Here is a 13,794-nt window from a genome sequence, read left to right as displayed (position 1 = left end):
ATCAGTTTCTGAAATACTGACAGGTTGTCAGCTTTTTTGCCGCGCGGCAAGGACGTTGGGGAGGCGCCTTTGGCTTCGACAGATATCGGCCACGCAGGCAGTGGCGACTGGCTGGTCGGCAATCCGACCGGCTGGCAGCTCGCCTCGGCCCTGTGGATCGGTTCGGTCGGCCTGCTCATCCTCGGCCTGCAGCCGGTGCTGCTCGGAGCTCTCTACACCGAAGGCCATGTCAGCGGTGATGAACTGGCGCTGGTCGCCACCGCCGAGATGATCGCCATTGCCATCGGCTCGGCTGTCGTGGCGATGTTGCTCTCGGCGCACAATATGCGCTGGAAAAGTGCCGTCCTTCTGTTGCTGCTGGCGCTGGCCAATGTCTGGACGGCCCATGCCGCGAGCGCCAACATGCTGATTGCGGCCCGCGCCCTGGCAGGGCTCGCTGAAGGCGGTCTGGTCGCGGTCGCCACCGAATTGATCGCCCGTTCGCGGCGCGCCGAGCGCATCGGCGGCTATTTCGTCACCATGCAGACGCTGGCGCAATGCGCGCTCGCCCTGTTGCTGGCGCTCTATGTCATTCCGGCCGCAGGGTCGGAGGGTGGCTTCATCGTTCTTGCCGTCGTCTGCGTCGTGTCGCTGGCGGTCGCTTTCACCGTGCCCGGTGACTATGCCGACCTGCCCAAGGAAGAGAATCTGGCCAATGTGCTGACGGTTCCCTCAATGACCGCGCTGTTGTCGGTCTTCTGCTACTTCATGTTCTTCGGCGCGGTCTGGGCTTTCCTGGAGCCGCTAGGCGCGCAATACGGCATCGATGGCCGCACCGTCGGCCTGATCGTCTCGGCCAGCCTCGCGGTGCAGGTCCTGGGGGCGATGACGGCGACCGCGTTCGAGGCGCGCATCGATTATCGCCTTGCCATCGCGGCGATCGGCGTCGTGGCGCTTGTCAGTTCCCTGGTTCTTGCCAGCAGCCCCGGCCTGACGACGTTCTGGGTCGCTGCCCTGGCCATGGGCTTTATCCTGCTGTTCATCGTGCCCTACCAGATCCGTCTGGCGATCACCGCCGACGAGACGCGCACCGCCGTGCTGCTGGTGCCGGCAGCCCAACTGTTCGGCCTGGCGATCGGGCCGATTGCGGCGTCGCTGCTCATCGACGGCAAGGATTTCCGGCCGGTGCCGGAATTCGCCGCCGCCAGCGCGGTGGCAAGCGTGGCGCTGCTCGGTCTCTTCGTTCTTGTGTCACGTCGCCGTCGTGCGGTTGCCTGAGCGGGGAGCGCCATGTCGAACACTTGGAGCAACTGGTCGGGCTTCGTAAGTGCCGAGCCCAAGCTGATCGCCAGCCCCAGCGATGTCGGTGAACTCGGTGATCTCGTCCGGAGCGCGCCTGGCCCGGTGCGCGTCGCCGGCGCCGGTCATTCCTTCACACCGCTGGTGAAATCGCAGGGCACGATCCTGTCCCTGGAGAGACTGGAAGGGCTGGTCTCGCACGACGCGCAAAAACATCAAGCGCGGGTGCGGGCAGGGACCCGGCTCGGCGCGCTCATGCACATCCTGCAAGGCATTGGCCAGGGCCTGCCCAACATGGGCGACATCGACCGTCAGGCGATCGGCGGCGCGCTGGGCACAGCCACGCACGGCTCGGGACCGACGCTCGGCGCCTATCACACGCAGCTGGAGACGGTGCAGATCGTCGACGGCCTTGGCAAGGTCCGCGACTTCAAGCGGGCAGGGGATCGGGACATGATCCACGCCATCGGTGTCGCGCTCGGCGCTTTCGGCGTGCTCACCGAAGTGACGCTGAACAACATCGCGACCTACCGGTTGCGCCGCCGCAAATATGTGCTGCCGATCACCGAGATGCTGCGTGATTTCGAGGCGATGATGGCCGCGCATCGCTCGGCCGAATTCTACTACATTCCGTTTTCCGGCTATGCGCAGTTCATCGCCAGCGATTTCAGCGATGCCGCACCCACCACGCGGCCGCCGGAAGAGGACGAGGCGGGTTTGAGGACACTGCGCAGGCTGCGCACTTCACTTGCCTGGCTGCCATCGCTGCGTGGCCGCCTGATCCGATCGGCGGCCGCCAAATTTCCCGCCGAGGACTACGTGCAGGACTGGCTCAACGTCTATGCCAGCGACCGGCAGACCAAGTTCAACGAGATGGAATATCATTTGCCGTTCGAGGAAGGGCCGAAGGCGCTGGCCGAGATCATCGAGCTGACCGAGAAGCGCTTTCCCGAGGTCTATTTCCCGATGGAGGTGCGCTCGGTCGCGCCGGACCAGTTCTGGCTTTCGCCATTCTACAACAGGCTGACCTGCTCCATCGCCATCCATCATGACGCCGCGAACGATCCTTTGCCGTTCATGCGGGCGGCAGAGCCGATCTTCCGCAGATATGGCGGCCGGCCGCATTGGGGCAAGATGCACAGCCTGAAAGCGGCGGAGCTGAAAAAGCTCTACCCGCGCTGGGACGATGCCATGGCGGCGCGCCGCGACATCGATCCGGAAAACCGCTTCGTGTCGCCCTACATGGCCGGCCTGTTCGGCATCGAATGATGAGCACCTATTTTTCCACCCTCTCGGATGCGCTGAAGACCGCCGGCATCTTCCGACCCTGCCTGCTGCTCGACCGCGATCGGCTGGACGGAAACATTGCCCTGGTAAAAAGGAGGCTGGATCCCGGCCTGGCCGTGCGGCTGGTCGACAAATCGCTCGCCTGCCTGCCGCTGCTTGCGCATATAGGCAAGGCGCTTCGCCATGAGCGCTTCATGACCTTCCACCCGCCGATCAGCGAGGCGGTGCTGAAGGCGTTTCCGGATGCCGATCTGCTCTACGGCAAGCCGATGCCGATCGGTGCGGCAAGGGCTGCGCTGGTGAAGGGTGATGCCGACTGGTCGCGTGTCTGCTGGCTGATCGACAGCGAGGAGAGACTGGCGGAATACGGTGCTCTCGCTGACGAACTCGGCATCGGCCTGCGCATCGCTTTCGAGATCGATGTCGGGCTGCATCGCGGCGGCTTTGCTGATCCCGCGGCCTTGTCGAAGGCGTTGAGCGCGTTGCCGGCCCGGCTGCATTGCGAAGGCGTCATGGCCTACGAGGCGCATGCACCGCTCATTCCCGGCCTTTTCGGCGGACCGGCAAAGGCATTGGCGGAGGCGTCGGCGCAGGCTGCGGCGTTCGTCGCCTGTCTCGGCGCCGACCAGCGCCGTATCCTCAACATCGGCGGCAGCAAGACCGCGCTGCTTCATCGTGGCGGCGCGGCCAATGAAGTGTCGATGGGCTCGGCCTTCGTGCTGCCCAGCGACTTCGATACGCCAGGCCTCGACGGCTTCCAGCCGGCGGCTTTCATCGCCACGCCGATCCTGAAAGTGGTCGAGCCGATGCTGCCTGGCCCGCCGGCCGTCACCCGCCTGCTGCAGGCGCTCGGCCGGTTTCCGCGCAAGGGCTGCTATCTCTATGGCGGCAAGTGGATGGCCGAGCCGGTCTTCCCCCAAGGCATGAAGACGAACGGCCTGCTCGGCCTGTCCTCCAACCAGCAATTCATGGGCTTGCCCGCCGATGCGACCGCAAGGCCAGGCGACTACGCGTTTCTAAGGCCGACGCAGAGCGAGGCCGTGCTGCAGCAATTCGGGTCGATCGCCGTGTTTTCCGGCGGAAAGGTCATCGATCGCTGGCCGGCGCTGCCGATGGCGTGATCGAGCTACGCCTTCACCGGTACCCAGATCTCCAGGCCGCCATTGCCGCTGTGGGCATCGAACTCCGGTCCATAGCGCTCGAATTCCGGTGCATCCGCGATTTCGTGCCCGGAGGCGGGCAGCCAGCTGTTCCAGATCGTGTTGATCGTCCGGCGGATGGATGAGATGTGCTCGCGGTGCGAGAACACCGCATATTTCTGCGCCGGCACCCGCACCCGATAGAAGTCCTTCGGCAGATCCGCAAAGCCGGACACTTCGACGCCGACGACATAGTCGAAATTGCCCGCGTCGTCGCCATTAAGGCACACGCCGTAGAAAACGCCTGAGATCTCGCCGGGGATGTTGCCGATAAAGGGTGCAAAACGCTGCCACTGCATCGGAATCCCGGCGCTGGTTTCACAGCTGTAGCGTTCGCCGAGGCCGGCGATCAGGAACGGCCGGCTGGTCTCGAAGCGCGGTGGTTCGAGATTGGTGAGGAGGGACTGGTCCATCAGGATCGGCTCCACGAGGTCGAGGTTGTTGGTCGAGCCTTGCGCGCGCACCAGTTCCGGCGTGGTGCCGAACTGATCGCGGAAGGCACGGGTGAACGCCTCATGCGAGTTGTAGCCGGCGTCGAGCGCGACGACGAGGATGTCGGGCGCTCCGCCGGCCAGCTTGCGCGCCGCCTCGGTCAGCCGGCGTGAGCGCATGTAACCCATCACCGAGCGGCCGGTTGCGGCGCCGAAGGCGCGCGTCACATGAAAACGCGACACGCCGCTGCTTTGCGCGACATCGTCAAGCGAGATCGCCTCCGGCAGATGGCTCTCGACGAACCACAGCGCTTTCTCGGTCGGGTTCATGGGGCTCCTTTTCGCATTGGCCGGATCATCTTGGCGTTTCCTGGCGCGGCCAGTTTGATCGAAATTGCGCATTCCGTGCAATCTGCGCCGATCCCATGGGCTTTCGCTTGACAGCGGGCCGCGTCATCTCCTAAGAATGTTATGTTATTACATAAAATGAGCGTGCAATGCCTGTTTCCCTTAGCTGGCCCACCACTTCGTCCGAGAAATCCATTGCGAAGCGTTTGGTGGAAATCTACGCTGAAGTGGTGATGGTCCCCGAGCCGAAAGGCGAGGGGTGAAAAGGGAACACGGTGAGGCCTGTTCAGGTCGAGGCCGTGGCTGCCCCCGCAACTGTAAGCGGCGAGCAAAATCCGTGAATGCCACTGGCCGGCAAGGCTGGGAAGGCAGGATGGCGCAACGACCCGCGAGTCAGGAGACCTGCCATCACTGAGTTGACCGGACGGGGTGTGCCGGGAGGAAACGCGAATCCCGGCCTTGTCGGCCGGTTCGCCAGCTTCCTTCCGTCGCCAGTTTTGGAAAGTGACGGAAAGTTGGACGGCTCCATCGATCATCGCATCACCATGCGCACGCTTTGCCGTCCCCGCAATCCGGCGGGCTGCAGCCGATGAGCGCAGCGCTTCTCGAAGCCCATGACCTCTGTGCCATGGCGAATGGGCGGAATCTGGTCCAGGCGGTCAGCTTCTCGGTGGCCGCTGGCGATCGCCTTGCCATCATCGGTCCCAACGGCGCCGGCAAGACGACGCTGCTGCGCATGCTGTCGGGCATGCTGCGGCCAAGTTCCGGCGAGGTGAAGCTTGGCGGACGCGGGCTGGACAGGATTTCGGCCGCCGAGCGGGCGTTGCATATCGCCGTTGTCGGCCAGACCGACCAGCCCGATCCGCGGCTGGCGGTGATCGATTATGTCGAGCTTGGCCGGGTCCCGCACGCCGGACTGAGGCGCAGGAGCGAGGAACGCGACATTGTCGTCAATGCGCTGCGCCGGACCGGCCTGCTGCCGCTGCTTGGCCGCACCGTCGGCTCGCTGTCGGGCGGCGAGCGCCAGCGCGCCCAACTGGCGCGCGCCATCGCCCAGCAGCCCAAAATCCTGTTCCTCGACGAACCGACCAACCATCTGGACCCGCGCGCCCGCGGCGAACTGCTCGACCTCGTGGCAGGCTTCGAGATGACGGTGATCGCGGTGCTGCACGATCTGGCGCTGGTAGCACCCTTCGCCACCAGGGTTGCGGTGATGAATCATGCCCGCCTGCAAGCGCTCGCCGCACCGCGCGAAGCGCTGGCCCAACAGCTGATCCGCGAGATTTTCGGCATCGATGTGCTGCGCCTGCGCCATCCGACCGAGGATCGAGAGTTGACGGTGTTCGAGGTTCCGAACCGTGCCGCGCCGCCGTCGTGATTGAAGCCGTTCCATAGTCGACCCGATCCCACCCACAAGGAGCATACCCGTGAAACGCCTCGCTTTTTCGCTTGCCGTCTCGCTGCTGACCTCGACCGCCTTCGCCTTCCCGGTAACCGTCGACAGCTGCGGCAAGCCGCTGACCTTCGACGCGCCGCCGAAGCGCGCTGTCATCCATGATCTGAACATGGCCGAGATGGCTTTCGCGCTGAAATTGCAGCCGTCAATCGTCGGCCTGACCGGCATCACCGGATGGTACAAGGTCGGTCCCGAATTCAAGGCAGAGCAGGGTTCGATCCCGGAGCTGGCGCCGAAATATCCGACGCTCGAAAACCTCGTGGCCGTGGAGCCGGATTTCTTCTTCGCCGGCTGGTACTACGGCATGAAGCCGGGTGGCGAGGTGACGCCCGACACGCTTGCCCCGCACGGCATCAAGACGCTGGTTCTGGCGGAAAGCTGCGTCCATCTCGACAAGAGGCGCCCCGCCGCCTCGATGGACCTGCTCTACGGCGACGTCGAAAAGCTGGGCAAGATCTTCGGCAAGGAGACAGAGGCGGAAAAGCTTGTCTCTGGCTGGAAGGCGCAGCTCGCCGACATCACCGCCAAGGTCGGCAGCGCCAAGGGCACGCGGGTGTTCCTCTACGATTCCGGCGAGGACAAGCCGTTCACCGCAGGCAAGTTCGCCATCCCCAGCGCCATGATCACTGCCGCCGGCGGCGACAACATCATGGCTGACATGGACACCAGCTGGGGCAACACGGATTGGGAAACGGTGGCGTCGCGCAATCCGCAATTCCTCATCCTGCTCGATTACCAGGACGGTGGCGGCTACAGGAAGCTGCTCGACTTCCTGAAGGCGCATCCGGCCATGAAGGAGACCGACGCGGTCAAGAACGAGCGCTTCGTTGCCCTCCGCTACGCCGAGCTGACGCCTGGACCCGCCAACATCGAAGCGATCGACAAGATCGCCAAGGCCATGCACCCGGAAGCATTTTGAGCTTGCGCCATCCGGCATTTGCGTTGGCCATGCTGGCGGGAGCGGCGGCGATCGCCGCTCTCGCTCTGCTGTCGATCGCCTATGGCTCGACGCTGATCCCGCTGGCCGACGTTGTAGCAGCGCTTGGCCGCGCAATCGGCTTAGGCGGGCACGACGTGTCCGGGCCGGTCGGCAAGATCGTCGTCGATCTGCGGCTGCCGCGCACGATCCTGGCCATCTGCGTCGGCGCGGGCCTCGGCGTCGTCGGCGCGCTGCTGCAGACAGTGACCCGCAACGATCTCGCCGATCCGTTCCTGTTCGGCCTGTCGTCGGGCGCCGCCGCCGGTGCTGTTTCCGTCATCACCGTCTTCGGCGACAGCTTTGGCATCTGGACGTTGCCGGTCGCGGCCTTCACCGGCGGCATATTGGCCGCCGGCGTCGTCCTGCTGCTGGTCGCGCGGGTGAGGGGCCAAGGGCCGGAGCGGCTGATCCTCGCCGGCCTTGCCGTGTCCTTCATGTTCACCGCCTTGACCAACTACCTGGTCTTTGCCGGCGACCAGCGCGCCGCCCACTCCGTGTTGTTCTGGACGATGGGCGGCCTTGGCCTGGCGCGCTGGGACAATATCTGGTTGGGCGCGCTGGGTGCGGGCACCATTCTGGCTTACGCGCTGTGGAACCACCGCCGGCTCGATGCCTTCCTGGCCGGCGAAAACGCCGCCGAAAGCCTTGGCGTGCCAGTGGCGCGCATGCGCCGAATGACGTTTCTCGTCGCCGCCTTCTCGACGGCGATCCTGGTCTCTGTCGCCGGGGTCATCGGCTTCGTCGGGCTGATGATCCCGCATCTGTCGCGGCCGCTGGCAGGCCCCTTGCATCTGCGCCTGGTTGCCAGCTGCGCCGTCTTCGGCGCGGTGCTTTTGCTGGCCAGCGATCTTCTGGCCCGAACGCTGCTGCCGCCGCAGGAACTGCCGATCGGCATCATCACCAGCTCGGTCGGTGCGTTCTTCGTCGTCACCATGCTGATCCGCAACCGGCTTTGAGCGCGTTTGGCAACCGGTCGCCGGATCACACGGTCCAGAAATAGCGCACGATGTGGAAGAACACCGGGGCGGCGAAGACCAGGCTGTCGGTGCGGTCCATCATGCCGCCATGGCCTTCGATGAGATGGCCCCAGTCCTTGACGCCCTGGTCGCGCTTGATGGCCGAGGCGACCAGCCCGCCTAGGAATCCCATCGAGCAGGCGACGAAGGCCACGGCTGCCGCCTGCAGCGGCGAGAAGGGCGTCACGAACGACAACAGCGCGCCGAGCAGGCTCGCCGACACCAATCCGCCGATCAGCCCTTCCCAGGTTTTCGACGGCGAGACGTTCGGCGAAAACCGGTGTTTACCAAACAGCTTGCCGAAGATGTACTGCAGCACGTCGCTGCCTTGCACGACGATGATCAGGAAGGCGATCAGCAGCAAGGTGCGGCCTTCGAAGCCTGGCACGTCGAGTGTCAGCAGGGCGGGGACGTGGCTGACGCAATAGACCGAGATCATCACCGCCCATTGCTGCGCGGCGATCCGCTCGAGGAAGCGTTCGGTGTCGCCATGCAGCGCCGTGATGGCCGGCATCAAGAGGAAGCAGTAGACCGGAATGAAGATGACGAAGAGCCCATACCAGGCGGTCCACACCAGCCAGTACTGAAACGGGATGATGATGCCGAACATGCCGAGCAGCACCCAATGGTCGCTGCGGCGCGTATGCGTCAGCGTCACGAATTCGCGCAGCGCGGCGAAGGAAATCAGCGCAAACAGGATGGTCATCCCGTAACGGCCGAAGAAGAAGGCGACCGTCATCAGCGCCACCATCACCCACCAGGCGTTGATGCGCTGCGTGAGATTGACAAGCGTCGAGCTCAGCGGCTTCGGCGCTCGCGCCGAAAGGATGGTGGCGACGATGCTGGCGGTGGTCAAAACCGCCAGCAGGCCGATGATCAGGATGGAGATCTCGTGGCGCATCAATCGTCTCGCTCGGGACGCGGGTTGAGCGCCAGAAGCGCGGCGTGGGCGCGCTCGAGAAAGGCGCGGCGTTCTTCGCCCGGGCCAACCGCGACAGGCGCGCCGAAAACGACGCGGCACAGCAGCGGCACCGGCAGGAACTGGCCCTTGGGCAGCACGCGCGACATGTTCTCGATCCAGCACGGGATCAGCTCGACCTCAGGCCGCGCCGTCGACAGATTGTAGAGCCCGGAGCGGAACGCCAGCAGCGGCTCGTCTGTCATGTTGCGGGTGCCCTCGGGAAACAGGATAAGCGAGTGCCCTTGGTCGAGAACCGACAGCATGATCTCGATGGGGTTTTCCTCAGGTCTCGTCCATTGCCGGTTGATGAGCACGGACGACAACATGTCCTGCGCGATGAAGCGGCGCAGCCGCGACTTCCCCCAATATTCGCCTGCGGCAACAGCATGGGTGATCGCGCGCTCCCTTTCGCTGAGACAGGCCGACAAAAGGATGAAGTCGCCATGGCTGGTGTGATTGGCGAAATAGATGCGCTGCCGCTCGGAGGGCAGGCTGCCGTTCCAGATCGGCCGCACCCCGGTCACCATCCGGGCCAGAGCCGACAGGCCGACGGAGGTTACCGTCTGCAGCAAGGTGAAGGTCTTGAGCGAAAGCTTGTTCATCGCGGCGCCCAAAACCCTGCCGCCAGAAGCGCTGCGGCGAACAGAGCCAGGGCAGCGCGCTGCTTGAACAGCAAGCGGCTTGTGCCGGCCATGCGGTCATCGAGCAAGCGTGTCGCGAACGGAGCCGGTTTCAGGCGCATGCGCGCCAACATGTCATCCACCGCGGCACCGCCGGAAGCTTCGTCGTCATGGCTCGCCATCAGTCGGAACAGCAGCGCGTCGAATGCCAGCAATGCCGACAGCGCCAGCACCGCAACCGCGCTCGCGGCGGCGATCGACAAAGCGATGGCCGCGGGCAAGGTCTCGAAGGCACCGCGCGCCGATGCGGCTAGAGGCGCAAGGACATTTGCGGCCAGCACGATTGCGGCCGGCCACGCGGCCTGTCGCATCAGCATGCCGGCGAAGCGGTCGGTGCGGTCCTGATAGGTATTGCCTGTCATGACGCCGCCCGCCCCGTAGCCTCTGCAAGATGAATCGGCCGGCCGGCGGCCGCGAGCATCTCGCGGGCGAGCGCTGGCGTCCCGGCCCTGCCGGTCGCCACCAGCCATTCGGCGACGACGCCGGCGCTGCGCTGGAAGCCGAGCGCGCAGCACACCAGGACGGTGCCGTCGCGGCGTGCATTCTCCAGCGCGCCGGCTGCCTGTTGCCGTATCGCCAGTGGCGGCGGCAACAGGTCGATCATCGGAAAGCTGATCCAGCGGCAATCGGTTGTCGCCGGCTTTTCGAGTTCGGCGGCGAGGTCGATGACCGTGCCGAAGCTGTTGGCCTCGCTTGCCGTGGGAAAGCGCCCGAGAAAGACACCTTCGGCAATCGCCACCTGGGGGGCAAGATTGCGCGTCCAGGCCCATATGTTTGCCCTGGCGCCGAGGCGATAAGGCAAGAGCAGGACACGGCTTGCAAGCGTCATGGTGCCATCGGCGGATTTCTGGAACACCTTTTCGCCTGCGCCAGCATAGGCGAAGGCGACGATGGCCAGCGCCAGCGCCGGCCAAAGCAGGAAGAGCGCGACAGCGCAAAGGAAGGCACCGAGCGCGGCACCGGCCAGCGCGAGGACGGCGCCCAGCGCGTAGAACCGCGCCAGCCGCCGCGCTTTCGCATCGTTGGTCAGCCGGAAGCCTGCAAACGGCAATGCGCCGCTGCGCGGAAACAGCCACAGCGCAAAGAACCCGAGCAGCGCGCCGGTCGGGATGTCGATGAAGTGATGCTGCCAGGTCGTCAGCACCGAGGCGCCGATGAGGAAGCTCCAGCCATGCCAGAGCGGCAGGAGCAACCCGCCGAGCCGGTGGCGCCAATGATCCCAGATGATCGCCAAAAGGGCGATATGCAGCGAGGGCGCCTGGTTGAACGGCTTGTCGAAACCGCCGAGCACGGCAAACAGGAAGCCCGGCAGGCCGGTCGTCGCCGGTCGCACGAATGTAGCGGTCAGCGGGAACAGGATGAAGCAGATAACGGCGACGATTTGCGCGGTGAGATAGCGTCCGGCCAGACGGTCGACCCCTTGCCTGTCGTTGTTGAGCAGCAGCGACAGGCCGTAGAACAGGTTGATCGACCAATAGGGCACGATGGTCCAGGCGAGGAACGGGATGCCGTGCTCCCACGAGAACACGATACTGCCGACATCGTCGCGCCGCGACGCCAGCCAGTTGGCGAAGCCGTAGCTGAGATAGAAGAACGGCGCCAGGAAGGCCAGCCACAGGGCTGCCCTGACGACCACCCGGCTATAGGGTTCGGCACGCGCCACGGATGCAGGCGATGACACCATGCTGCTCAGCGGCGCCGCGCGAGCGAGACGGTGAAGATGCCCCATTGGTCGATGCGCTGGTCGAGCTTTTCGAAACCGGCGGCTTCGACGAGCTGGTCCATTTCGCCTTGCGTGCGCCGGCGCATCACCCAGGCCTCGCCGCCGCGATGCGAGGTCAGGCTGCGGGCGATCATCTCGAGCTGCGGGTGCCAAGGCTGGTTGGTGTAGAGCAACAGGCTGCCCGGCTGCATGGCGCTGGCCAATCCACCGAGCGAGCGGGCGATCATCGCATTGTCCGAGAATAGCTCGTAGAGGCCGGAAACGATGGCGAGGTCCGGCGCCGGATCGGCGTTGGCGAGCATGTCGGCATCGAAAGCGTCGGCGCGCTGGAACGTGACGTCAGCCGGCAATTGCCGCTCCGTGATCAGCTTGCGGCCAAGCTGCACGTTGAGGTCGGAATAATCCTGCAGACGCACGCTCGCCGGCTGGTCGGGGCTCTTCACGATGGCATCGAGAACATAGCGGCCGTGGCCGGCGGCGATGTCGAGAATATGCACTGGCCGGCCAGTGGTCTTGAGCGTTGCCAGGCAAGAGCCGATCAGTTCTTCGAGATGCAGCTTGCGCTGGCGGATGCCGCGCCAGCCGATAGCTTCCAGGAAGACACGGTCGACGACGCGGCCAAGGGGCGTAAGTCCGCGCGCGTCGTTTTCGTAGACATAATCCAGCGTCGAGCCGGAATCGAAGCCGGTGGCAATGCCGGTCTTCATGCCTTGGGAAACCCAGGCGCCCATGCGGATGGAGGCGCGGCTGAATGCCCAATAGAGACCCTTTGGCGACATCAAAGCGAGCGGTGAAGCAAGCCGGTCGGCCTCGTCGCGTGTGTAGCCGGCAATGTCCGCCTGCTTCAGGTCGACCGGCGCATCCGGTGCCGCGAACTGCCTGGCCAGGAACGGCCGGATCAGGTCGAGGGCCTTTGCCCGGTCGCGTTCGCCCAGCGTGTCGTGGAAGAAGCCCGGTAGCACATGACGTTCCTTGATGCGGCTGCCGAGATTGACGAAGAACTCGTGCTGCGGGCCGTGGCGCACGACCCAATCGCTGCCCGAAAGCAGAAGCTGCGTCGGCGCGGTGATGGCGCGGGCGTCAGTGACGATGCGGGCTGCGTGCTGATAGAGTTCGACCAGGATGTTGGAAGCGATCAGCCGCGTGATCAGTGGATCGCTCTCGAAAGAGGCGATGCGCACTGGATCATGGGTCAGGAATTTCGCCTTGACGTAGGAATTGACGAAGAAGCCGCCCTTGATCTTCTGCCAGAGCGCTATGCCCTCCTTGGCGAAGGGCACGTAGAGTTTTACCGAGAAGGCCGGTGAGGCCAGCACCATGGCGCGCAGCTTCGGCGCATAGTCATGCACCCAGGCGGCGGCCAGAACGGCGCCGAAGGACTGCGCGATCAGCGCGATATCGCGCGTGGCGAAGCCATCCCTTTCAGCGATCTCGCGCATGAAGCAGTCGATGTCGCGCACCAGCGCCGAGAAGGACGGGGCATAGCCGCGCTCGCCGGACGAACGGCCATTGCCGCGGGCATCCCAGGCATAGAAGGCGTGGTCCGGCATCCGCAATTCATCGACGAGATGGGCCATGCGGCCGCCATGCTCGTGGCCGCGATGGAAGAGCACCACCGCGCCTTTGGCATCGGCCGAAGCCGCCGGCCAGAAGCGGTAGAAGATCTCCGTCCCGTCATGGCTGCGGAAGACCCGCTCCTGCGCTTGCCGCGCAAGGCTTTCCGTGACCGCGGCCGCGATGGGTTCGTGCATCATGGTCTTTCCCTCTGGCGGCCCCACTGGCGGCATTGCGAGCCTCGATGCTCAGCTGGCGCTGCCAATAAGCCCGGCGCGTATCCGGTTTATGGCGGTCAGCAGCGAAAGCGTTGCCATGGCCGGAAACACAAATGGCGCGATCGATACCGGCCACAGCCCTGCGGCGCACAGCACGGCGACGACGCCAAGCGCCAGCGCCCTGTCGCTCTTGCCGAACGGCCCGGCATAGTTGCGGCCGATCTTGGCGGCGATGCCGAGCACGCCGGCAAACTCGGTCAGCGCCGCCGATATTGCGAAGGCGACGACGCCCCATGCGCCAAATTCCGGAAAGACGGCAAAAGGCAGAATCAGCGCGAGGTCCGAAACGACATCGCACAACTCGTTCAGATACATGCCGAGCGTCGAGGCTTGGCCATGCTCGCGCGCCAGCATGCCGTCCACGGCATTCAGCGCCATGCGCACGAACATCACCACGGGGATAAGCAACAGCAGCCAGCGCCATTCATGCCGGATCGCAATGGCCGCGCCGGCGGCTATCGACATCGCGGCCGCCAGGATGGTTATGCTGTTTGCGGTGACCCCGATAGCCGCCAGCCGATTGACCAGCGGCCGCAGTCGACCCTGGAAGGCCGGCTTGAGAGCGTAAAGCGTCGGCATTGCGTTGATCCCCCGATCCTGTTCA

At 64.9% G+C, this 13,794-nt stretch carries 13 protein-coding genes and 1 riboswitch; of the genes, 6 read left to right on the top strand and 7 right to left on the bottom strand.

Annotated features, from left to right (window positions below; genetic code table 11):
- Positions 1-69 precede the first annotated feature (69 nt).
- The 3 genes from LB559_RS03470 to LB559_RS03460 are packed head-to-tail and all read left to right on the top strand — an operon-like array spanning position 70 to position 3,686.
- Positions 70-1,257 carry an MFS transporter gene (locus LB559_RS03470; protein ID WP_224673030.1) on the top strand — a complete coding sequence of 396 codons (1,188 nt, stop codon included), beginning with the start codon at positions 70-72 and terminating at the stop codon, positions 1,255-1,257.
- Between the two features lie 12 nt (positions 1,258-1,269).
- A complete protein-coding gene (locus LB559_RS03465; protein ID WP_224673029.1) occupies positions 1,270-2,547 on the top strand; it encodes a D-arabinono-1,4-lactone oxidase in 1,278 nt (425 codons plus the stop codon).
- Complete coding sequence (locus LB559_RS03460; RefSeq protein WP_027163208.1) at positions 2,547-3,686, top strand: alanine racemase; 1,140 nt, start codon at positions 2,547-2,549, stop codon at positions 3,684-3,686. Before LB559_RS03465 ends, LB559_RS03460 begins: the two co-directional genes overlap by 1 nt.
- Positions 3,687-3,691: 5 nt before the next feature.
- Here the strand turns inward: LB559_RS03460 and LB559_RS03455 are convergent, their stop codons facing one another.
- Positions 3,692-4,525, bottom strand: coding sequence for an AraC family transcriptional regulator (locus LB559_RS03455; RefSeq protein WP_027163209.1), 834 nt, complete (start codon positions 4,523-4,525; stop codon positions 3,692-3,694).
- A 235-nt stretch (positions 4,526-4,760) separates the two neighbouring features.
- Positions 4,761-4,968, top strand: a riboswitch (cobalamin riboswitch).
- A gap of 164 nt (positions 4,969-5,132) precedes the next feature.
- On the opposite strand from LB559_RS03455, the gene LB559_RS03450 reads away from it, so the two are divergent.
- Genes LB559_RS03450 through LB559_RS03440 form a run of 3 tightly spaced genes read left to right on the top strand, consistent with a single transcriptional unit; the run spans position 5,133 to position 7,934 of the window.
- Entirely contained in the window at positions 5,133-5,921 is a 789-nt protein-coding gene (locus LB559_RS03450; RefSeq protein WP_024504856.1) for an ABC transporter ATP-binding protein, read from the top strand.
- Between the two features lie 49 nt (positions 5,922-5,970).
- Positions 5,971-6,918, top strand: coding sequence for an ABC transporter substrate-binding protein (locus LB559_RS03445; protein WP_027163210.1), 948 nt, complete (start codon positions 5,971-5,973; stop codon positions 6,916-6,918).
- A 29-nt stretch (positions 6,919-6,947) separates the two neighbouring features.
- A complete protein-coding gene (locus tag LB559_RS03440) occupies positions 6,948-7,934 on the top strand; it encodes a FecCD family ABC transporter permease (RefSeq protein ID WP_081714386.1) in 987 nt (328 codons plus the stop codon).
- A 25-nt stretch (positions 7,935-7,959) separates the two neighbouring features.
- On the opposite strand, the gene LB559_RS03435 is transcribed toward LB559_RS03440, so the two are convergent.
- The 6 genes from LB559_RS03435 to LB559_RS03410 are packed head-to-tail and all read right to left on the bottom strand — an operon-like array spanning position 7,960 to position 13,769.
- Positions 7,960-8,895 (bottom strand): phosphatidate cytidylyltransferase, encoded by a 936-nt coding sequence (locus LB559_RS03435; protein ID WP_027163212.1) that lies wholly within the window; start codon positions 8,893-8,895, stop codon positions 7,960-7,962.
- Positions 8,895-9,557: a lysophospholipid acyltransferase family protein gene (locus LB559_RS03430; RefSeq protein ID WP_013532377.1), complete on the bottom strand. Its 663-nt coding sequence runs from the start codon at positions 9,555-9,557 to the stop codon at positions 8,895-8,897. The genes LB559_RS03435 and LB559_RS03430 overlap by 1 nt, the downstream gene beginning before the upstream one ends.
- Positions 9,554-9,997, bottom strand: a complete 444-nt coding sequence (locus tag LB559_RS03425; RefSeq protein ID WP_013532376.1) for a hypothetical protein — start codon at positions 9,995-9,997, stop codon at positions 9,554-9,556. The genes LB559_RS03430 and LB559_RS03425 overlap by 4 nt, the downstream gene beginning before the upstream one ends.
- The gene (locus tag LB559_RS03420) at positions 9,994-11,319 is read right to left on the bottom strand and encodes a phosphatase PAP2/dual specificity phosphatase family protein (RefSeq protein WP_127388334.1); all 1,326 of its coding nucleotides are present in this window, start codon (positions 11,317-11,319) and stop codon (positions 9,994-9,996) included. The genes LB559_RS03425 and LB559_RS03420 overlap by 4 nt, the downstream gene beginning before the upstream one ends.
- Before the next feature lie 5 nt (positions 11,320-11,324).
- The gene (locus LB559_RS03415; RefSeq protein ID WP_411970024.1) at positions 11,325-13,109 is read right to left on the bottom strand and encodes a bifunctional alpha/beta hydrolase/class I SAM-dependent methyltransferase; all 1,785 of its coding nucleotides are present in this window, start codon (positions 13,107-13,109) and stop codon (positions 11,325-11,327) included.
- Positions 13,110-13,160: 51 nt separating this feature from the next.
- Complete coding sequence (locus tag LB559_RS03410) at positions 13,161-13,769, bottom strand: CDP-alcohol phosphatidyltransferase family protein (protein WP_063171841.1); 609 nt, start codon at positions 13,767-13,769, stop codon at positions 13,161-13,163.
- Positions 13,770-13,794: the final 25 nt, after the last annotated feature.

The sequence above is a fragment of the Mesorhizobium sp. BR1-1-3 genome (assembly GCF_020165455.1).
In the GTDB taxonomy this organism is placed as follows: domain Bacteria; phylum Pseudomonadota; class Alphaproteobacteria; order Rhizobiales; family Rhizobiaceae; genus Mesorhizobium; species Mesorhizobium ciceri.
Note: the sequence above shows the minus strand (reverse complement) of the source record. Positions and strands in the feature narration are given on the sequence as shown.